This window comes from Bradyrhizobium sp. USDA 4486 (assembly GCF_054057995.1).
The window spans coordinates 8,165,252-8,183,540 of record NZ_JBSRZV010000001.1; the positions used below are offsets into that span (position 1 = coordinate 8,165,252).

The window sequence follows — 18,289 nt, forward strand, 5'->3', positions numbered from 1 at the left end:
CCCGCGGCCCATCCTTCGAGACGCCCGCCTTCGGCGGGCCCTCAGGATGAGGACGGAGTGTGCGGCAGCATTTTCGATAGATAGGGATGCTGCCCATAGCCTCATCCTGAGGAGACCGCGAAGCGGTCGTCTCGAAGGATGGGCCGCTTGCTCAGGTCGCGACCAGGAATTTGCATCGACCGGACATGCTCTAAGCCGATCGCTTCTTCGCCACCTTCTTCTTGCCCGCATTCAGCTCCACCGCCGCGCGGATCAGCGCCTTGAGCGCCTTCTCGTTGATCTGTGCGCCCTCGCGAATATCGATCGCGCGCCGTACGTTGCCGTCGAGGCTCGAGTTGAACAGGCCGGCCGGATCATCCAGCGCCGCGCCTTTGGCAAAGGTCAGCTTCACCACCTCCTTGTAGGTCTCGCCGGTGCAGATGATGCCATCATGCTCCCACACCGGCACGCCGCGCCATTTCCATTCCTCGACAACCCCGGGATCGGCCTCCTTGATCAGGCCGCGGATGCGCCCCAGCATCTCGCCGCGCCAGTCGCCGAGCTCCTTGATCCTACCGTCGATGAGTTTCGCGGGCGAAGCTCCTTCCACGTCCTTCGTGCTGCTCTTCCTTGCGGGCTCGGCTTTCTTCATCATCTCGCCTCGTTCACGCGTTGCCGCGGCTGACATAGGGTAATGCGAACAGATACAGCCCGGTCGCGAGCAGGGGGATCAGGGGGACGAGCGCGAGAAAGCCGATCCAGACGGCTTGGACCTGCATGGTCATCGCGGCGATATTCGCGATGACCATGAGCGTGAAAGCCATCGACAGCCAGCGATGAATCTGCCGAATCCACATATGCGTGCTCATTGGGACCTCCTTTGGAAAAAGATTGGAATGGGGGCCGGCGGGCTAAGCTTCCCGCGCCAGCAACTCGTCCAGTTTTGCGAAGAACTGCTTCCAGCCGGCGTGCGCGCCGCCATAGGCCTGCTTCTGCGTCGGGCTGAAGCCCGCCTGCTCGACGCGCAAGTGCGTACCAGCGCCCGTCGGCGTCAGCGTGAAGGTGACGACGCTCTTGAGATCGAACGCCGCGTCCTCGTGCGAGAAATTCCAGGTGTAGGCGAGGGTCTTCTCCGGCTCGATGGTGAGCACCTCGCAGTCCAGCACACCGCCCCATTCGCCGCGCAAATTGAATCTGTGGCCCACGACCGGCTTGAAGTCGTTCTTCATCAGCCATTCCTCGATCAGATGCGGCTGCGTCAGCGCGCGCCAGAGCCGCTCGGCCGGAAAGGCGAATTCGCGTTCGACGACGACAGAACGTGTTTCAGTCATTGATCCATCCTCTTCAGCAAGTCATCGAGCGCATCGAGCCGGCTCTGCCAGAAGCCGGCCATCTGGCTGGTCCAGTCGATCAGCGGATTGAGCGCGCCGGGCTGCGCGCTGTAATGGGTCTGGCGTCCTTCATGGCGGTCGCGCACGAGCCCGGCCTGTTTCAGCGCACCCAAATGTTTCGAGACCGCCGGCTGCGAAACGCCAGATCGCGCCGTCAGTGCCCCGACAGTCTGCTCGCCCTCGCGGCACAGCCGCTCGAAGATCGCCCGCCGGGTCGGATCGGCGAGCATCCTGAACAGGAGGTCGTGGGCAGCGGACATGCGGAATCCATAACCAAAAAGTTATGGATTAATTCATAACCGTGGGGTTATGGGTAAGTCAAGTGCGGATAGAGATGAGTTGGGATGGGGCGCACCGATTGCCTGGAAGGTCCGGTGCCCTACGGCCGCAAGTAAAGATACCCCTGCGACTGTAGCTCGGCCAAACGAACCACGCCGCCCTTCTCAGCGCTGACGAATCCCGGCAACAGCTCCGTGAGCGTCACGTTCTGCGCCTTCATGGTGTTGGCGCAGGCGGCGAGCTCGACGCCGCCCTTCGCGAATTCGATGACGCGCTTGCTGACGTCGGGATTGGCCTGCGCCGCGTGAAACGCTTTCAGCGCGGGGCCGTGGATCACCAGCGCGATCGTCACGTGGTCGGGGCCGCCGACGCCGTCGATATGGTTCTGGATGTTGCCGAGCACGAAATTGACCTTCTCGGCGTCGCTGAGGTGATAGACGACCTTTAGCTTGGTCGACGGCGGAGCTTGCATCGCGGCCTGTGCGCGCGAGGCGCCAAGCGCTGCGCCCAAAGCCGAAACTGCGCTCCACAAGATGTTGCGGCGGTTCATGATGATCTTCTTTCGACTAAGCTGATTTTGCCGGACAGATATCACTTGTGGCGCAGTGCCGCGAGTTCCTTGCGGTCGGTCACCAATGAGGCGCATTCGCTGATGTCGGTGCGGTCGAGACGGAAGATTCCGTCGTCGGCGCCGGCCTCCAGCGATCGCTCGGCCTCGTCGTCCGGCTTGTTGTGCAGCCAGACCCTGACCCGCGCGAGGCGCACGACGGCGGATTTGTCGTCCTTCGACAGTGCGACCCCGATGCCGCCGCCCTCGCAGTCGACGCCGCAGCCGAGGCGGATCTCGCTGCTGTCTTTCACGAACACGACGTGATGGCAGTCGCCGCTGGAATCGAAATCGCCGCTGCGATGGCGGTACCGGAAGCCGAGGCGGAAGGAGTTGTGCAACTCCTTGTCCTCCCTGTCCAATTCGGCCGAGACCAGCAGCTTCATCGCGGCGACCTTCTGCTTCGGATGCCGCGCCAGATGCTCGGCATCGTAGCGGCGGACGAAGCAGGCATAGGCCTTGTTGCCGGGTGCGCCCGCATACATGCGCGCGTTGAAGCTCTCGGCCTCGGCCTTGCTCGCCTCGCGGATGTCGTCAGCCTCCCCGGCGCGGGCGGCGCCGACCAAGGCGGCAAGGACAAGCGGAAGGACGAGGGCAAGCTTCATGATCGCACCAGATGTGTGAGCCGTGGCCCGGCAGGGAGAGTGGGCGGGTTGGCGGTTAGTCGCGGGCGGCGCGGAGCGCGTTCAAGCGGTGCCGGGCCCCCCTTTCCCGCCGGCAGCCTCGCGCAAGGTTCCAGGCTTAACAGTCTGGAAGGAGGGGCGCTGATAAATCCCCAGATTGTTGCAAAGGCTGGTGGCGGTCAAAATGTCCGTAAGTCAGAACTTGCCCAATCTCGCGGTCGGCTATTCCCTGGTGCGGCTGCTGAAGCTATTGGCCGCCGGCGTGCTGATGACGCTGCTGTGTGCCGCGATCGCATTCAACTGGTTTCCGATCAAGACCCTCACGCCGTTCCAGATCACGGTCTGCTATGTCGGGCTCGCGCTGTTCGGCCTTGTCACCTTGCGGACGCTGTGGACGCTGCTCTTCTCCAGGGCGCCCGTCGTCTTCATCACGCGCGTCGGCATTCGCGACACCAGGATCGCCGATGACACCATCGCCTGGAGATCGGTGCGCGACATATCGGTCTGGCAGTTTCGCAACCAGAAGATCGTGGTGCTCAAGCTTGATCCCCTTGTCGCCGACCGCTTCGACGTCGGTTTTCTGAAGCGCATCATCTCGATGATAAACAAGACGGTCGGCGCCGAGGGCGTGCTGATCAATCCGAGCGGCCTGACCATGGACGGCGAAACGCTGTTCGAGACCTGCAGGCAATATTGGAAGGCCGGCCGCCTCGCTTATTCGGGCCGCGTCGCAGCCGAGCCCGAGCCGGTCAGCTAGTCCACGCCGCAGCCGAGACGGACGCGTCGCTTTCGCGAAGCACTGCGTGGTGGCAGTCGCCGCACGCGCAACGCGTTCGACGCCCATACGCGCGCGATGCGGGGCGAGGCTGTGCGGTTCCATGCACGGCCTTAGTCGAACCTCAGGCCGGGAAGGTTCAATCGAAGCGAAGCCTTCGCTCCCGGGGAACTCAATGCCGCGCAGCCTTCAACATTGTCCCAATTCGTCAATGTGATAGCCTTCACAGACGATTGCTTTCGGAAGTTTTAGGGTGGGGCCGCCTTTTGTCGTGCGTGGAGTCCCCGCGATGGGCGAGATTCGCAACTTCAGGTCCGGGAATCAGGGTGAGCCGCCTCCGAGCGGGACGCTGCCTCGGCGTCTCGCAGCGATCATTGTCGGCGATATCGCTTCCTACAGTCGCCTGATGCAGGCTGACGAGGAGGGCACGCACGCCCGCGTCAAGCGGATCGAGCGGGATCTCATCATGCCCAGCATCGTCGAGCACCATGGAAGCTTGGTGAAGACGACGGGCGATGGCTTCATTGCGGTTTTCGATAGTCCGGTCGAGGCTGTTCGATGCAGCATCGTCATCCAGCAAAATCTCGTCGGCCGCAACGCCTCGCAGCCGAAGCATTCGCGGATCGAATACCGGATCGGCGTCAATCTCGGTGATGTCATCGTCGAGCCGGACGACATCTATGGCGACGGCGTCAACATCGCCACGCGCATCGAAGGCATTGCCGAGCCGGGCCAGGTCTACATCTCCGGCGCGATCTACGAGCAGATCAAGCACAAGGTGGTGTGCGGCTATGAATCGCTTGGCGACCGGAAGGTCAAGAACATCACCGATCCGGTGCGGGTCTATCGCGTGCTGCCGGACGCAGACGCGGTCGGCAGCACGCGAAGCCGGCGCGAGAATGCCTTGATCTTTTTCCTCGGCGTCAGCGTGCTGATCATCGCGGCCGGCGTGCTTTGGTATCTGCTGGCACAGCCGGCTGGCAGGCGGAACGAGCAGGCCGCCGCGCCGACTGTCGCGCCGGCCGCATCTCCAAGCGCGCAGCCCGCTCCACGCGAAGCGGCGGCGCAAACGCCGGAGCCGTCTCCCTCATTGGCTTCGGCACCTCCGCCGCCCTCACCGGTACCCAGCCCATCGGCGATACCCGTCCGCGAACCCGAAATGATCGCCATTCGCGGCGGCAGCTTCGCCATGGGAAGCAATGATGATCCGACCGAACGTCCGGTCCACCAGGTCACGGTCAAGCCGTTCTCGATCGGCAAATATCCGGTAACCGTGCAGCAGTGGAACGACTGCGCCGCGGCGAAGGCGTGCTCCTTCGCGGCGATCGGTAAGGACGATGCGCCGGTCAGCAATGTAAGCTGGAGCGATGCGCAGCAATATGTGGCCTATCTCTCCCAGGCGACGAAGAAGCCCTATCGGCTTCCGAGCGAAGCCGAATGGGAATATGCGGCGCGCGGCGGAACAACGAGCAAGTATTGGTGGGGTGACAAGCTCCAGCCGGGCATGGCCGGGTGCAAGGATTGCGGCGAGCTCGCAGCCGAGCAGCCGGCGAAGGTCGGCAGCTTCAAGCCCAATCCGTTCGGGCTGTACGACATGGGCGGCGCCATCGACCAGTGGGTCGAGGATTGCTGGCACAGAAGCTATCAGGGCGCGCCCGGCGACGGCTCGGCATGGACCGGCGGCGACTGCTCCTCGCACGTCCTGCGCTCGGGCTCCTGGAAGAACGATTCGAGATATGTGCGGCCGTCAAACCGCGATGGCTACGACACCAATGTCCGTTATCCAACGCACGGATTCCGCGTCGCGCTCAGTCCGTGATTGCCGGAGTACAATTGATGAAGATCCTGTCCTGTGTCGCACTTGCGACCGCGATCGCATTGCTCCCGGGTGCGGCGTATGCGCAGGGCAAGACCGCGCCCAAGGATGCCAAGCTCTATTTCATCACGCCGCGTGATGGGCAGAAGGTTCGCGGTGGATTTTGGGTCCGGTTCGGCTTGCGCAACATGGGCGTGACGCATGCCGGCGACGATTACCAGAACGCGGGTCATCACCATCTGCTGGTTGACGTCAACGACCCCATCGATCCCAAGGAGCCGATCCCCCAGGACAAGTCGCATTTGCATTTCGGCGCAGGGCAGACCGAAACCATGCTCGAACTCCCGCCCGGCACGCACACGCTGCAACTGGTGCTGGGCGATGCGAAGCACTATCCGTTCGAGCCGCCGGTGGTATCGGACAAGATCACGATACGTGTCCGGCAGCCCGTCTCCGGCAAGTAATCACCGCAGGCTGGCGTTGATCTTGTCCAGCACCGCCGAGCCCGGGCACAGCGCGTCCGCTTCCAGCGTGTTGAGCGGCGTCTCGACCGTGTTGAGATGCTCGTGCAGATCTTCCGCGTCAGGATCGACATACAGGAGCCCGGTGACGATCTGGCCCTTGGCGGCGTGCTTCGCAAGGAAGGTCTGCGCGCCGAGTCTATCGTGCGGGTCGTAATCGGCGTCGATCTTGCGCAGCGCGATCTTGCTGCCGTCGTGCTGCTCGACCATCTGCACCGTGCCCGGCGCATAGTCGACGGCAATGGGATCGCGGCCAACCAGCACGTCGAGCCGGTTCACCGCGTCATTGTGCTCCCGGACATAGTCGAAGCTTTTGGTCGAGCCGGCATGATTGTTGAAGGCGATACAGGGACTGATGACGTCGATGAAGGACGCGCCCTTGTGGCGGATCGCGGCCGCGATCAGCGGCACCAGCTGGGCCTTGTCGCCGGAGAACGAGCGCGCCACGAAGGTGGCACCAAGTTGCAGCGCGATCGCGACCAGGTCGATGGCGTTGTCAGTGTTGGTGACGCCCTTCTTGCTCTTCGAGCCGCGATCGGCGGTGGCCGAAAACTGGCCCTTGGTCAGGCCGTAGACGCCGTTGTTCTCGACGATATAGGTCATGTTGACGCCGCGCCGGATCGAGTGCGCGAACTGCCCGAAGCCGATCGAAGCGGAATCGCCGTCGCCGGAGACGCCGAGATAGATCAGGTCGCGATTGGCGAGATTGGCGCCCGTCAGCACGCTGGGCATGCGGCCGTGCACGGAGTTGAAGCCGTGCGAATTGCCGAGGAAGTAATCCGGCGTCTTCGACGAGCAGCCGATGCCGGAGATCTTCGCGACCCGGTGCGGCTCGATCGAGAGCTCGTGGCAGGCCTCGATGATCGAGGCCGTGATCGAATCATGGCCGCAGCCGGCGCACAGCGTCGAAATCTTGCCTTCGTAGTCGCGATGCGTGTAGCCGAGCTCATTCTTCTTCAGCCCAGGATGATGGAATTTCGGTTTTGCGATGTAGGTCATCAGATCACCCGCGATCCCACGGCCGTCATGGCGGGGCTTGACCCGGCCATCCACGCGCCAGCTTTTTCCGTCATTCCGGGGCGCCCAAAGGGCGAACCCGGAATCTCGAGATTCTCAGGTGCGCAATTGCGCACCATAGTTCGATGCTTCGCATCGCCCCGGAATGACTTCGTGGGGAAGAATGAGTATGCCCGGCACGAGGCCGAAGAGAGCAACGCGCGCATCATGACACGGCCTTGCGGAGCGGGGTCACCTTGAGGTGATCCTGGTGGTCGCCAATGGCTTTTGCGATGAAACGGGCGGTGATGGGCGTGCCGTCGTAATGCACGATCGGCACGAGCCGCACCGGGTCGATGCCGTTCTCGTTGACGATGAGCTGGCGCAGCTGGCTGTCGCGGTTCTGCTCGACCACATAGACGAAGTCGTGCTCGGCAAGGAAGCTCGCGACGCTCGAATGGAACGGGAAGGCGCGGATGCGCAGGCGATCGAGCTGATGTCCGCGTGCCTCCAACAGGCCGATCGCCTCGTCCATTGCCGGCGAGGTCGAACCGAAATAGATCACGCCGTATTTGGTCGGCCGTTCCGCATTGGCCTGCAGCGGCCGCGGCACCAGGTCTTGCGCGGTCTCGAACTTGCGCACCAGGCGCTGCATGTTGTCGGCATAGACAGGGCCTTCCTCGGAATAGCGCGCATAGCGATCGCGCGAGGTGCCGCGGGTGAAGTAGGAGCCCTTGGTCGGATGCGCGCCGGGATAGGTGCGGTACGGGATGCCGTCGCCGTCGACATCGAGATAGCGGCCGAAGTCGCGCCCCTCTTCCAGCATCTCCGTGGTCATCACCTTGCCGCGGTCGTATTGCCTTGCGTCGTCCCACTTCAGCGGCCGGCAGAGCCGGTGGTTCATGCCGATGTCGAGGTCGAGCATCAGGAAGATCGTGGTCTGCAGCCGCTCGGCGAGATCGAAGGCGGCCGCCGCGAACTCGAAAGCCTCGGCCGGATCTTCCGGAAACAGCAGCACATGCTTGGTGTCGCCATGCGAGGCATAGGCGCAGGCGATGATGTCGCATTGCTGGGTGCGGGTCGGCATGCCCGTCGAGGGCCCGGCCCGCTGGATGTTCATGATCACGGCCGGGATCTCGGCGAAATAGGAAAGGCCGATGAACTCGGTCATCAGCGAGATGCCGGGACCTGAGGTCGCGGTGAAGGCGCGCGCGCCGTTCCAGGAGGCGCCGATCACGATGCCGATCGAGGCCAGCTCGTCCTCGCCCTGCACGATGGCGTATTTCGCTTTGCCGGTCTCCGGATCGTGCCGGTACTTCTTGCAGTGGGCGGTGAACGCCTCCGCCACCGATGAAGACGGCGTGATCGGATACCACGCGCACACCGTGGCGCCCCCATAGACGGCGCCGAGCGCGGCAGCGCTGTTACCCTCGATGAAGATGCGGTCGCCGACCTTGTCGGATTTCTTCACCCTAAGGCCGATCGGGCATTTCAGGTTCTGCAGCGCCCAGTCGCGGCCAAGATGCAGCGCATGGACGTTGGAGGAGAGCAGCTTCTCCTTGCCCTTGTACTGTTCGCCGATCAGCTGCTCGATCAGCTTCGGATCCATGTCGAGCAGCGCCGAGAGGCTGCCGAGATAGATGATGTTCTTGAACAACTGGCGCTGGCGTGGATCGGTATAGGTCGAGTTGGTGATGGCGGTGAGCGGCACGCCGATCACGGTGATGTCGTCGCGGAACTTGGTCGACGGCATCGGCTTGGTAGAATCGTAGAACAGGTAGCCGCCCGGCTCGATGCCCGCGACGTCCTTGTCCCAGGTCTGCGGGTTCATCGCCACCATCATGTCGACCCCGCCGCGGGCGCCGAGATGGCCGTCTTCCGTCACCCGCACCTCGTACCAGGTCGGCAGGCCCTGGATGTTGGAGGGGAAGATGTTGCGCGGGGACACCGGCACGCCATGACGCAGGATCGCGCGGGCGAACATCTCGTTGGCGCTGGCCGAGCCCGAGCCGTTGACGTTGGCGAAGCGGACGACGAAGTCGTTTACGCTGCTGATCGGCTTTTTGTCGGGCATGATGATCCTGCGTGCGTCATCTCGATGAAATATTTTTGCATGTCCCAGGCGCCGGTCGGGCAACGCTCGGCGCACAGCCCGCAATGCAGGCAGACGTCCTCGTCCTTCACCATCACGCGCCCGGTCTTGAGATCGGACGAGACGTAGAGGTCCTGGTCCGGGTGCAGGGAGGGCGCCTTCAGCCGCTGGCGCAGGTCGCTCTCCTCGCCATTATTGGTGAAGGTGATGCAATCCATCGGGCAGATGTCGGCGCAGGCATCGCATTCGATACAGAGCGAGGTCGAGAACACGGTCTGGACGTCGCAGTTCAGGCAGCGCTCGGCTTCGCCCAGTGCCAGCTTGACGTCGTAGCCGAGCTCGACCTCGGCGCGGATGTCCTTCAGCGCGATCACCTTGTCGCGATGCGGCACCTTGAAGCGCTTGTCGTTGGAGATGTCGTTGTCATAGCTCCATTCGTGGATGCCCATTTTCTGCGATGAGACGTGCACCTCCGGCAGCGGCCGTTCGGTAATGTCCTCGCCCGACAGCATCTTGTGGATCGACAAAGCGGCGTCATGGCCGTGCGCCACCGCCCAGATGATGTTCTTCGGCCCGAACGCGGCGTCGCCGCCGAAGAACACCTTCGGATTGGTCGAGGCGAACGTCTTCGGATCGACCTTGGGCATGTGCCATTTGTCGAACTCGATGCCGCAATCCTGCTCGATCCAGGGGAAGGCGTTCTCCTGGCCGACGGCGACCAGCACGTCGTCGCAGGGAATGGTCTGATCGGGATCGCCCGAAGGCACCAGATTGCGGCGGCCTCTTGCGTCGTATTCGGCTTTGACATGCTGGAAGGTGACGCCGATCAGCTTGCCGGCGACGTGCTTGAATGCCACCGGCACCATGTAGTTGAGGATCGGGATATCCTCGTGGATCGCGTCCTCCTTCTCCCAGGGCGAGGCCTTCATCTCCTCGAATCCGGAACGCACGACCACCGTGACTTTCTCGCCGCCGAGCCGGCGCGCGGTGCGGCAGCAATCCATCGCGGTGTTGCCGCCGCCGAGCACGATGACGCGCTTGCCTATTCTGTCGGTATGGCCGAACGACACGTTGGCCAGCCACTCGATGCCGATGTGGATGTTGGCGGCAGCCTCCTTCCGGCCGGGGATGTCGAGCTCGCGGCCGCGCGGCGCGCCGGAGCCGACGAAGATCGCGTCATATTTCTCCGCGAGCAGCGCCTTCATGCTCTCGATGCGGTGACCGCCCTTGAACTCGACGCCGAGATCCAGGATGTAGCCTGTCTCCTCATCGATGACGGAATTGGGCAGGCGGAATTTCGGGATCTGCGTGCGCATCATGCCGCCGGCTTCCGGATCGGCATCGAACACCGTGCAGTGATAGCCGAGCGGGGTGAGATCGCGCGCGACGGTCAGCGAGGCTGGGCCGCCGCCAACCAGCGCAATCCGCTTGCCGTTCTTCGGCGCGGGCTTCGGCAGGCGCTGCTTGATGTCGTCCTTGAAGTCGGCGGCGACGCGCTTGAGGCGGCAGATCGCGACCGGATTTTCCTCGACGCGTCCGCGCCGGCACGCCGGCTCGCAGGGACGATCGCAGGTGCGTCCCAGGATGCCGGGAAACACGTTCGATTTCCAATTGATCATATAGGCGTCGCTGTAGCGGCCTTGTGCGATCAGTCGGATGTATTCGGGAACCGGGGTGTGCGCAGGACAGGCCCACTGGCAATCGACCACTTTGTGAAAGTAGTCGGGGGCCGCGATATCGGTCGGTTTCATTCCTACCCTGTCCGCGCAGGCTCAAAGGACCCGGCGGCCTCTTCTTGAGCTTGGCGGACGCTTAACGCGCGTCGATCTTGTTTCTGAATGACGTCATTGGGTTAGCTTATTAGAACCGCTCCGAAGTACAACGGCAAATTTGGGCGATCACCGTCTTTCATGGGAGCTGCGCGCGCAGGGCATTGACGCTGTGTGCGATCTGCGTGCGGTGCAATATGTTGCGGTGCGTGTCAGCGCCTCAGCTGCGCGCGATGTCGCTCTTTGCGAGATCCCACATCAGGCAGTAAGTGCCGACCGAGACCGGCAGCGGGAAGGGCGATGCGGCAGGGCCGGTGAAGCGCTCGGCGATCACGACCGAGACCGCGCCGACATGCGTGCCGTCGATCAGCACGAACCAGTCGCGCGCGCCGTCGTTGCGCGCCGCCGGAATTCCCGCCGTCGCGCCCGACAATTCCGGCTCGCTTTCGAGCAGATGCATCGAGATGATGCCCTCGCGCGTGTCCGGCGCCAGTCTTTCTCGCAGTGCATCACGCTATGCAGCGGCATTGTCGGCATCCGGCCGCAGCCGCACCACGCCGAGCCCAGCTCCGCGCCCCGTGCCGTTGCTGATAGTGATGCGCGCGACCACGCGCAGCATGTCCTTGAAGCGCGCCATGGTCTGCCGCGACCAGTCGGTCGGGCTTGCGAGCCGCGCCTTGTAGGCGGGGCTGTCGAGCACATCGAGCGTCGCGGTCGAGTACAGGCAGAGATATTTGGGATTGGCCGCATGCGCGACATAGCGCCGCGCTTCCAGGAAACCCTCGATCGCGACGCGCTCTTCCAGGTGCTCGCGATCGTACCAGTGGTTGAAATCGGCCTCATCGGCGGCGTCGACATTCATCGATGTCAGCAGCATCCCCTTCCCGGCGAGTGGCATTTTCTTGTTGTCCTTCTTCCTGACCCTCTTGGTGAGCTCCGGACGATGCTGCGCATCGCCGGGCGAACCATGAAGGCCCCCGCTGTTGCATCTCGGCCTTCATCGTTCGAGACGCGCGCAAGGGCGCGCATCCTCAGGATGAGGGGATAGACTCCTTATCGCGAGATCTTCGACGCGACGTCTGCGATCGCCCTCATGACCGCGTCCCTCACGCCGGCATCATAGAGCGAATGGCCGGCTTCTTCCACGATCCGAATCTCCGAACCGGGCCAGACTTTCGCGAGCGCATGAGACGTCTCGGGCGGGCACAACAGATCGTAGCGTCCCTGGACGATGATGCCGGGAATGCCCGCGAGCTTTTCAGCGTTGCGCAACAGCTGGCCTTCGCTCATGAAGGAATTGTTGACGAAATAATGCGCTTCCATGAACGGCGTCGCCGGCAGCGTGCGCCAGATATTGAGCGAGGCGAGATCCAGCCGCGTCTTGGCCGGCTTGTGCTCGGACAATGTGCGCTCGGTATCATGCCAGGCCCGCGCCGCCGGCCCGTGCACCGCCGGATCGGCATCGAGGATGCGGCGCCAATAGGCATCGACGGGACGGCTGCGCTCCTCGCGCGGCAGCACGCCCAGGAAATCCTCGTAGAGCGCGGGATAGAATTGCGACAGGCGCGCGGTGAAGGCGGTCTCGACCTCGCCCCGCGTGCCGAGGAACGTCGCGCGCAGCGCGATGCCGGAGACGCGCCCGGGATGCGCCTCTGCATAGGCCAGCGCCAGCGTCGCGCCCCAGGAGCCGCCGACCAGCATCCAGCGTTCGAACCCGAACTTCTCGCGGATCTTCTCCATGTCCGCGACGAGATGCGCCGTCGTGTTGTGTTCGCGCGATCCCTTGGGACGGCTGCGGCCGCAGCCGCGCTGGTCGAACAGCACGGCGCAGAAGCGTTCGGGATCGAACAGCTTGCGATGATCGGGCTGGCAGCCAGAGCCGGGACCGCCATGCAGATAGATCGCGGGGATGCCGTCGGGGCGGCCGACGCTCTCGACATAGAGCTCGTGACCGTCGCCGACGTCGAGCATGTCGGAGGTCAGAGGGGCAAAGGGATCGGCGCGTTTGGCGGATGCGGCCGCGTCGGCGTCAGGCACCATTCTCGGATTCCAGAGTGCCGCCGGCGAAATTGCGATAGAGGAAGCGGTTGGTCTCGCCCTCAGCCTCGCGCTCGGCCTGCTTGAAGATGGTCTCGTGCAGCGGCGACAGCGCACAAGCAGGGTCGGTGTTGGCGGCATCGCCCGTCAACGCAAAGGCCTGGCAGCGGCAGCCGCCGAAATCGATCTCGCGGAATTCGCAGGACTTGCACGGCTCCTTCATCCAGCCGGTGCCGCGATAGCGGTTGAAGGCGTCGGAGTTCTGCCAGATCCAGGCGATCGAATGGTTGGAGCGCACGGATTCGAAGTCGAGCCCGGTGATGCTCTCGGCGGCATGGCAGGGCAGCACCTTGCCGGCGGGCGAGATGTTGAAGAACTGCCGGCCCCAGCCGCCCATGCACTTCTTCGGCCGCAGCGCGTAATAGTCGGGCACGACGTAGTCGATGGTCAGCCGGCCCTTGAGCCGCGCGCGCGCCTCCTCGACGAGGCGGGTGCACTCCTCGAGCTGCGCTACCGTCGGCATCAAGGCGGCGCGGTTCTTCAGCGCCCAGCCGTAATATTGCACATTGGCGACCTCGAGCCGGTCGGCGTCGAGATCGAGCGACATCTGGATGATGTCGGGGAGCTGATGCAGGTTCTGCCGGTGCATCACCGCGTTGACGGTGAGCGGCAGGTCGAGCTCACGCGTCCACTTTGCGACCTCGAGCTTCTTGCGATGTGCGCCCTTGTAGCCGGCGACGCGATCGGCAAGGCCTTCCTCGATGCCCTGGAAAGAGATCTGCACATGGCAGAGGCCGGCATCCGCGAGATCGCTCAGCTTCTCGCGCGTCAGCAGCACGGCCGAGGTGATGAGGTTGGTGTAGAGGCCGGCATCGCTGGCGTGCTTGACCAGCTCGACGAGGTCCTTGCGCGCCGTCGGCTCGCCGCCGGAGAAATGCACCTGCAGCACGCCGATCTCGGCGAGCTCGGTCAAGACCTTCTTCCATTCCTCGGTGGTCAGCTCCTTAGCCGAGCGGTCGAGCTCGACCGGGTTGGAGCAATAGGGGCATTGCAGCGGGCAGCGGTGGGTGATCTCGAGCAGCACCGCAAGCGGGATGCCAAAGGTCTCCGCCGTCGAGCGCTGCTTCTCCAGTACCGCGAGGCTGTCGCTGGCCGCGGGCGGGATAGCGGGATTGCCGAGCACGTCGGTCATGACGTCTTCTCCCGGGCCTCGGTGAGAAAGCCCTTGTCGGCGAGATCCTGCAGCATGGCGATGACGTCCGTGAGGATCGCCTCGCGTGGAGCTGCGTATTTGGCGGCAAGCTGATCGGCGACGTCGCCGACATTGCGCTCGCCATTGCAGAGCTGCAGCACCTCGACCGCGATCTCGTCAGGCGCCAGCACGCGCTCGGGCGCCAGGATCACCCAGACCTTGCGCGTCTCGTCATATCTCAGCTTGGCATGCCGCGGCAGCACGGGGCGGCTTGCCTCGTTGACGCTGATGTTCCGCGGCCCGGCCATTGCTCTGTTCCTCAGCTCGCTTTGGGCACGAAGGCGCCCGGCGGAATGTGGCCCTCGACATAGGCATGATACAGCGCATCGAGCTGCACCCACAGCACGTTGGTCTTGAAGATCAGCGCGTTGCACACAAGCCCGCGCTGCTCCGGCGTCGTGGCATGCGCCTTGACATAATCGAGCGCGAAGCCCGCGTCGCGCGGCGCCTGCGCGAGGCGTCGCTTGAAGTAGCTCATGATGTCGGGATTGACGAAGTCGTAATGCTCCAGCATGCCGGAGATGCGCTCCTCGTGTAGGTTCGGCGCGAACAGCTCGGTCAGCGAGGAGGCGATCGCCTCCAGCGGCGTTTTCTCGCGGCAGTAATGGACATAGGCCTCGACGGCGAAGCGCGTCGCCGGCAAGATGCCTTCGGTGGATTCCACATAGGCGGTGTCGAGGCCGAGGCCTTCAGTCAGCTTCAGCCAGCGCTCGATGCCGCCCTCGGAGCCGACATCACCGTCATGGTCTTCGATGCGGTGGCGCCATTCGAGGCGCGTGGCGCGGTCGCGGAAGCGCGAGATCACCACCGCGTCCTTGATCGGGATCGTGCTCTGATAGTAGTAGCGGTTCAGCGCCCAGGCCTGCACCTGGCCCTTGTTCAACTTGCCGCCGTGCAACAGCTTATGGAACGGATGCAGGCTGTGATAGCGCGTCGCGCCGATGTGGCGCAGCGTCGCCTCGAGCTCCTCCGCCGAGTTGAGGCGGATGTCCTTGCCGATCGAGAGCGCGGTCATTCCCGTCATGGACGCGGCATTCACAGCACGATCTCCGTTCCATCGGCGGGTATCTGCCAGCCCGCCTGTTCGGCAGTCTTGCGCTCGCTTGAGCCGGGCAGCAACGCCGGATTCGAGTTGTTGATATGCAGAAACATCTTCCTGTCGATAGTGAGATCGGCCAGCCGTGCGATCGCGCCATCGTGCCCGGACATCGCGACGTGGCCCATGCTCTTGCCGGTCTTGTGGCCGAGCCCGGCCCTGATCATCTCGTCATCCTGCCAGACCGTGCCGTCGAAGAATACGAGAGCGGCGCCGTCGATCTCGGCCTTGAGTGCATCGGTCACCTCGGCGCAGGCGGCGATGAAGTAGAAGCATTTGCCGGTCGACTTGTCGGTGATCTTCAGCCCCAGCGTATCACCGTCGCCGGTCTCGCCGCCGGGATGCGCCTTGCCTTCGAGGTACCAGGCCGACTTGCCCGGCACGGCGAAGGGCAGCACCTCCAGCCCCGAGCGTGTGCCGTCGGTCAGCCGCGGCTCGAACGGCTCGCCGATCCCGATCGGCTGGCGCTTGACGTTCTTCTCGTTCAGCACGTTGAAGATGCTGTTGCTGGCAAGGATCGCCAGCACCTTCTCGTGGGCATAGACCGTGAAGGGCGAGCCCTCGCGCATCGAGAGCAGGCCGGCCACCGCGTCCACTTCGCCGTTGGTCAGGATCACGCCTGCAACAGGCGTATGGCGCAGCGCGCCGGGCCTCGGATGCAGCTGCTGCGTGGCATTCAATTGCTGGCGAAGGTCGGGGGAGGCGTTGATCAGGAACCAGTGCTCGCCATCGCCGCTGAAGGCGACCGAGGCCTGGGTTCTCTGGAGGTCATGCCCGTTCGCACGGGCCGCCCGGCAGCCCTCACAGCCGCAATTCCATTGCGGGACTCCGCCGCCGGCCCCGGCGCCCAGGACGACGACGCGAAGCATGATCCGTCTCCTGGAGGCAAATTCGCGAAGTGGATCTCAGGCCGACACGGTTTCCGTCATTCGGACACCGATCGTGACCAAGAGACCCACCTGCGCAGAACGCAAATGCACCAACCGATTACTTGCGGGTGGCGCTCACATACATGTTGATTTCCATGCCGCAGGGCACTTCGACGATCTTCGGGGCTTTCCAGGCCATTTTGGCTCTCCATTTCGCGAAATTCGGACGTGTCCGCCCGTGGATTAAGGTAATGCGCGCGCAAAAGTTCGCCAGTGAAATTTTCCCGAGCGCGCGCATGTTGCGCCGCGAAAAACGGTAATGGAACATCACTTCCGGTGGCGCTGCCTTGCGCTTGGCGCATTCGGTCGTGAACCCTGTCCTGATAAAGCAGTTGTGAGCGCACTGCAGCTGTCAATCCGGTACAGGCGACCCAAGTGGACCTCGTGATGCCCAAATACTTCTTCAACACGCGCATCGGCGACGAACTGATCGTGGATCCTGACGGAGAGGACCTGCGCAACCCCGATCGCGCCTGGGAGGTCGCCCGCCAGATGATCCTGGAAGTGGTGAAATCCGAGGGGGCGCAGCCGGCGCTGCTCGAGGCCGTCATCGAGGTCACCGACGGCGACGGCGAGATCGTGCTGGAGTTTCCCTTCACCGAGGCCCTGCTGGACATGCCGGACCAGTCGGCGACGCGGCACTAACCCGCTCTTCCTCCCTGCGAAATCCGCATGGCTTTGCCGCGTTCCCGGCGCTAAAAGACGCCGGTTACACGGAGCAAATCATGCAAGATCTCTGGCGCCTGTCGGCCGCCGACCTCGCCGCCCTCGTCAGGTCCAAGAAGGTATCCGCCAAGGAGGCGGCCAAGGCCGGTCTCGACCGCCTGGATGCCGTCAATCCAAAACTCAACGCCGTGATCGACCACCGGCCCGAGGACGTGCTCAAGCAGGCCGACGCCGTCGATGCCACCATCGCCCGCGGGGAGGACCCCGGCGTGCTCGCCGGCGTGCCCATCACCATCAAGGCCAATGTCGACCAGGAAGGCTTTGCCACCACCAACGGCCTGAAACTCCAGCGCGACCTGATTGCGCGCGAGGACAATCCGGTGGTCGCCAATTTCCGCAAATCAGGCGCCATTCTGCTTGGTCGCACCAATTGCCCGGCGTTCTCCTATCGCTGGTTCACCACCAACCTCGTCCATGGCGACACCAAGAACCCCCGCGATGCCTCGCTGACGCCGGGCGGCTCGTCCGGTGGCGCCGGCTCGGCGGTCGCGGCCGGCATCGGCCACATCGCCCACGGCACCGACATCGCCGGCTCGATCCGCTATCCCGCCTATGCCTGCGGCGTGCACGGCCTGCGCCCGACCTTGGGCCGTATCCCCGCCTTCAATCCCGCGCTGCCGGAGCGTCCGATCGGCCCGCAGATCATGGCGGTATCGGGTCCGCTGGCGCGCACCATCCATGATTTGCGCATCTCGCTCGAAGCGATGTCCGCCCGCGACATCCGCGACCCCTGGTTCGCACCGGTGCCGCTGGAAGGCCCGGCACGGCCGAAGCGCGCCGCGCTCTGCCTCAACCCGAACGGCCTTGCGACTGCGCCGGAAGTGAAGGCGGCGGTGAGCGATGCCGGAAAGCGCCTCGAACGTGCCGGCTGGACCGTGGACGTGATCGAGGACACCCCGCCGATGCGCGAGGCGGTCGAGTGGCAAATCAAACTCTGGCTCGGCGACGGCTATGAGGCGCAGCTGGAGATGGCCGAGCGCGAGGGCGATCCCGGCGCGCTGGCGTGCCTTCGCGGCAACCGCGCCCGGGTCACGCCGATGGACCAGGCCAATTACGCCAAGGCGCTGACCCGAAGAGCCACGCTGACGCGCGAGTGGATGCTGTTCTTCGAACGCTACGCCGTGCTGCTGACGCCGGTCTCCGGCGAGCTGCCGTTCCCCGATCATCTCGACCGCAAGGACGACGCCTCCTTCAAGCGCGTCTGGGAAGCGCAGCTGCCGCAGATCGCCATTCCCTTCATGGGAATGCCGGGCCTCGTGGTCTCCACCGGCCTCGTCGGCAAGGCGCCGGTCGGCGTGCACATCGTCTCCGGCCGCTATCGCGAGGATCTTTGCCTCCTTGCGGGCGAAGCGATCGAGGCGGGCGGCGTGCCGCCGTCGCCGATCGACCCCGTGGGTTAGC

General features: G+C 64.1%; 20 protein-coding genes and 1 pseudogene. 5 read left to right on the forward strand and 16 right to left on the reverse strand.

Annotation, left to right across the window (positions count from 1 at the left end; all coding sequences use genetic code 11):
* Positions 1-190: 190 nt before the first annotated feature.
* From ACVWY3_RS38545 to ACVWY3_RS38570, 6 genes are all read right to left on the reverse strand, one after another.
* Complete coding sequence (locus ACVWY3_RS38545) at positions 191-631, reverse strand: DUF1801 domain-containing protein (RefSeq protein WP_456843560.1); 441 nt, start codon at positions 629-631, stop codon at positions 191-193.
* A 13-nt stretch (positions 632-644) separates the two neighbouring features.
* On the reverse strand, positions 645-848 hold the full coding sequence (locus tag ACVWY3_RS38550) for a hypothetical protein (protein WP_456843120.1): 204 nt from the start codon (positions 846-848) through the stop codon (positions 645-647).
* A 42-nt stretch (positions 849-890) separates the two neighbouring features.
* Complete coding sequence (locus tag ACVWY3_RS38555) at positions 891-1,310, reverse strand: SRPBCC family protein (protein WP_456843121.1); 420 nt, start codon at positions 1,308-1,310, stop codon at positions 891-893.
* Complete coding sequence (locus ACVWY3_RS38560; RefSeq protein ID WP_456843122.1) at positions 1,307-1,630, reverse strand: ArsR/SmtB family transcription factor; 324 nt, start codon at positions 1,628-1,630, stop codon at positions 1,307-1,309. The genes ACVWY3_RS38555 and ACVWY3_RS38560 overlap by 4 nt, the downstream gene beginning before the upstream one ends.
* Positions 1,631-1,749: 119 nt before the next feature.
* Positions 1,750-2,199, reverse strand: a complete 450-nt coding sequence (locus tag ACVWY3_RS38565; protein WP_456843123.1) for a DsrE family protein — start codon at positions 2,197-2,199, stop codon at positions 1,750-1,752.
* Positions 2,200-2,240: 41 nt separating this feature from the next.
* Positions 2,241-2,861 (reverse strand): hypothetical protein, encoded by a 621-nt coding sequence (locus ACVWY3_RS38570; RefSeq protein WP_456843124.1) that lies wholly within the window; start codon positions 2,859-2,861, stop codon positions 2,241-2,243.
* Positions 2,862-3,063: 202 nt separating this feature from the next.
* Here ACVWY3_RS38570 and ACVWY3_RS38575 point away from each other — a divergent pair, with 202 nt between their 5' ends.
* From ACVWY3_RS38575 to ACVWY3_RS38585, 3 genes are all read left to right on the forward strand, one after another.
* On the forward strand, positions 3,064-3,636 hold the full coding sequence (locus ACVWY3_RS38575; RefSeq protein WP_456843125.1) for an STM3941 family protein: 573 nt from the start codon (positions 3,064-3,066) through the stop codon (positions 3,634-3,636).
* Positions 3,637-3,943: 307 nt separating this feature from the next.
* Positions 3,944-5,473, forward strand: coding sequence for an SUMF1/EgtB/PvdO family nonheme iron enzyme (locus ACVWY3_RS38580; protein WP_456843126.1), 1,530 nt, complete (start codon positions 3,944-3,946; stop codon positions 5,471-5,473).
* A gap of 17 nt (positions 5,474-5,490) precedes the next feature.
* Positions 5,491-5,934, forward strand: a complete 444-nt coding sequence (locus tag ACVWY3_RS38585; protein WP_456843127.1) for a DUF4399 domain-containing protein — start codon at positions 5,491-5,493, stop codon at positions 5,932-5,934.
* On the opposite strand, the gene ACVWY3_RS38590 is transcribed toward ACVWY3_RS38585, so the two are convergent.
* The 10 genes and pseudogenes from ACVWY3_RS38590 to pqqA all read right to left on the reverse strand — a co-directional run bounded on the left by ACVWY3_RS38590 (position 5,935) and on the right by pqqA (position 16,301).
* Complete coding sequence (locus tag ACVWY3_RS38590) at positions 5,935-6,990, reverse strand: 2-oxoacid:ferredoxin oxidoreductase subunit beta (protein WP_456843128.1); 1,056 nt, start codon at positions 6,988-6,990, stop codon at positions 5,935-5,937.
* A 223-nt stretch (positions 6,991-7,213) separates the two neighbouring features.
* Entirely contained in the window at positions 7,214-9,061 is a 1,848-nt protein-coding gene (locus ACVWY3_RS38595; RefSeq protein ID WP_456843129.1) for a 2-oxoacid:acceptor oxidoreductase subunit alpha, read from the reverse strand.
* Entirely contained in the window at positions 9,031-10,830 is a 1,800-nt protein-coding gene (locus ACVWY3_RS38600) for an FAD-dependent oxidoreductase (RefSeq protein WP_456843130.1), read from the reverse strand. The genes ACVWY3_RS38595 and ACVWY3_RS38600 overlap by 31 nt, the downstream gene beginning before the upstream one ends.
* A gap of 238 nt (positions 10,831-11,068) precedes the next feature.
* Positions 11,069-11,746 (reverse strand): annotated as a pseudogene (locus tag ACVWY3_RS38605) (hypothetical protein).
* A 155-nt stretch (positions 11,747-11,901) separates the two neighbouring features.
* Complete coding sequence (pip, locus tag ACVWY3_RS38610; RefSeq protein ID WP_456843131.1) at positions 11,902-12,888, reverse strand: prolyl aminopeptidase; 987 nt, start codon at positions 12,886-12,888, stop codon at positions 11,902-11,904.
* Positions 12,878-14,077 carry a pyrroloquinoline quinone biosynthesis protein PqqE gene (gene pqqE / locus ACVWY3_RS38615; RefSeq protein ID WP_456843132.1) on the reverse strand — a complete coding sequence of 400 codons (1,200 nt, stop codon included), beginning with the start codon at positions 14,075-14,077 and terminating at the stop codon, positions 12,878-12,880. The genes pip and pqqE overlap by 11 nt, the downstream gene beginning before the upstream one ends.
* The gene (gene pqqD, locus ACVWY3_RS38620) at positions 14,074-14,385 is read right to left on the reverse strand and encodes a pyrroloquinoline quinone biosynthesis peptide chaperone PqqD (protein WP_456843133.1); all 312 of its coding nucleotides are present in this window, start codon (positions 14,383-14,385) and stop codon (positions 14,074-14,076) included. The genes pqqE and pqqD overlap by 4 nt, the downstream gene beginning before the upstream one ends.
* An 11-nt stretch (positions 14,386-14,396) precedes the next feature.
* The gene (gene pqqC, locus ACVWY3_RS38625; protein ID WP_456843561.1) at positions 14,397-15,152 is read right to left on the reverse strand and encodes a pyrroloquinoline-quinone synthase PqqC; all 756 of its coding nucleotides are present in this window, start codon (positions 15,150-15,152) and stop codon (positions 14,397-14,399) included.
* Positions 15,153-15,172: 20 nt separating this feature from the next.
* The gene (gene pqqB, locus ACVWY3_RS38630; protein ID WP_456843134.1) at positions 15,173-16,102 is read right to left on the reverse strand and encodes a pyrroloquinoline quinone biosynthesis protein PqqB; all 930 of its coding nucleotides are present in this window, start codon (positions 16,100-16,102) and stop codon (positions 15,173-15,175) included.
* Positions 16,103-16,220: 118 nt separating this feature from the next.
* Positions 16,221-16,301 carry a pyrroloquinoline quinone precursor peptide PqqA gene (pqqA, locus tag ACVWY3_RS38635; protein ID WP_007595659.1) on the reverse strand — a complete coding sequence of 27 codons (81 nt, stop codon included), beginning with the start codon at positions 16,299-16,301 and terminating at the stop codon, positions 16,221-16,223.
* Between the two features lie 248 nt (positions 16,302-16,549).
* Here pqqA and ACVWY3_RS38640 point away from each other — a divergent pair, with 248 nt between their 5' ends.
* The gene (locus tag ACVWY3_RS38640) at positions 16,550-16,807 is read left to right on the forward strand and encodes a DUF6894 family protein (RefSeq protein ID WP_456843562.1); all 258 of its coding nucleotides are present in this window, start codon (positions 16,550-16,552) and stop codon (positions 16,805-16,807) included.
* A gap of 80 nt (positions 16,808-16,887) precedes the next feature.
* Entirely contained in the window at positions 16,888-18,288 is a 1,401-nt protein-coding gene (locus ACVWY3_RS38645) for an amidase family protein (RefSeq protein WP_456843135.1), read from the forward strand.
* Position 18,289: the final 1 nt, after the last annotated feature.

Coding starts and splice junctions, on each gene's coding strand:
- ACVWY3_RS38545 (WP_456843560.1), bottom strand. CDS start 631: ATGAAGAAAGCCGAGCCCGCAAGGAAGAGCAGCACGAAGGACGTGGAA.
- ACVWY3_RS38550 (WP_456843120.1), bottom strand. CDS start 848: ATGAGCACGCATATGTGGATTCGGCAGATTCATCGCTGGCTGTCGATG.
- ACVWY3_RS38555 (WP_456843121.1), bottom strand. CDS start 1,310: ATGACTGAAACACGTTCTGTCGTCGTCGAACGCGAATTCGCCTTTCCG.
- ACVWY3_RS38560 (WP_456843122.1), bottom strand. CDS start 1,630: ATGTCCGCTGCCCACGACCTCCTGTTCAGGATGCTCGCCGATCCGACC.
- ACVWY3_RS38565 (WP_456843123.1), bottom strand. CDS start 2,199: ATGAACCGCCGCAACATCTTGTGGAGCGCAGTTTCGGCTTTGGGCGCA.
- ACVWY3_RS38570 (WP_456843124.1), bottom strand. CDS start 2,861: ATGAAGCTTGCCCTCGTCCTTCCGCTTGTCCTTGCCGCCTTGGTCGGC.
- ACVWY3_RS38575 (WP_456843125.1), top strand. CDS start 3,064: ATGTCCGTAAGTCAGAACTTGCCCAATCTCGCGGTCGGCTATTCCCTG.
- ACVWY3_RS38580 (WP_456843126.1), top strand. CDS start 3,944: ATGGGCGAGATTCGCAACTTCAGGTCCGGGAATCAGGGTGAGCCGCCT.
- ACVWY3_RS38585 (WP_456843127.1), top strand. CDS start 5,491: ATGAAGATCCTGTCCTGTGTCGCACTTGCGACCGCGATCGCATTGCTC.
- ACVWY3_RS38590 (WP_456843128.1), bottom strand. CDS start 6,990: ATGACCTACATCGCAAAACCGAAATTCCATCATCCTGGGCTGAAGAAG.
- ACVWY3_RS38595 (WP_456843129.1), bottom strand. CDS start 9,061: ATGCCCGACAAAAAGCCGATCAGCAGCGTAAACGACTTCGTCGTCCGC.
- ACVWY3_RS38600 (WP_456843130.1), bottom strand. CDS start 10,830: ATGAAACCGACCGATATCGCGGCCCCCGACTACTTTCACAAAGTGGTC.
- pip (WP_456843131.1), bottom strand. CDS start 12,888: ATGGTGCCTGACGCCGACGCGGCCGCATCCGCCAAACGCGCCGATCCC.
- pqqE (WP_456843132.1), bottom strand. CDS start 14,077: ATGACCGACGTGCTCGGCAATCCCGCTATCCCGCCCGCGGCCAGCGAC.
- pqqD (WP_456843133.1), bottom strand. CDS start 14,385: ATGGCCGGGCCGCGGAACATCAGCGTCAACGAGGCAAGCCGCCCCGTG.
- pqqC (WP_456843561.1), bottom strand. CDS start 15,152: ATGACCGCGCTCTCGATCGGCAAGGACATCCGCCTCAACTCGGCGGAG.
- pqqB (WP_456843134.1), bottom strand. CDS start 16,102: ATGCTTCGCGTCGTCGTCCTGGGCGCCGGGGCCGGCGGCGGAGTCCCG.
- pqqA (WP_007595659.1), bottom strand. CDS start 16,301: ATGGCCTGGAAAGCCCCGAAGATCGTCGAAGTGCCCTGCGGCATGGAA.
- ACVWY3_RS38640 (WP_456843562.1), top strand. CDS start 16,550: ATGCCCAAATACTTCTTCAACACGCGCATCGGCGACGAACTGATCGTG.
- ACVWY3_RS38645 (WP_456843135.1), top strand. CDS start 16,888: ATGCAAGATCTCTGGCGCCTGTCGGCCGCCGACCTCGCCGCCCTCGTC.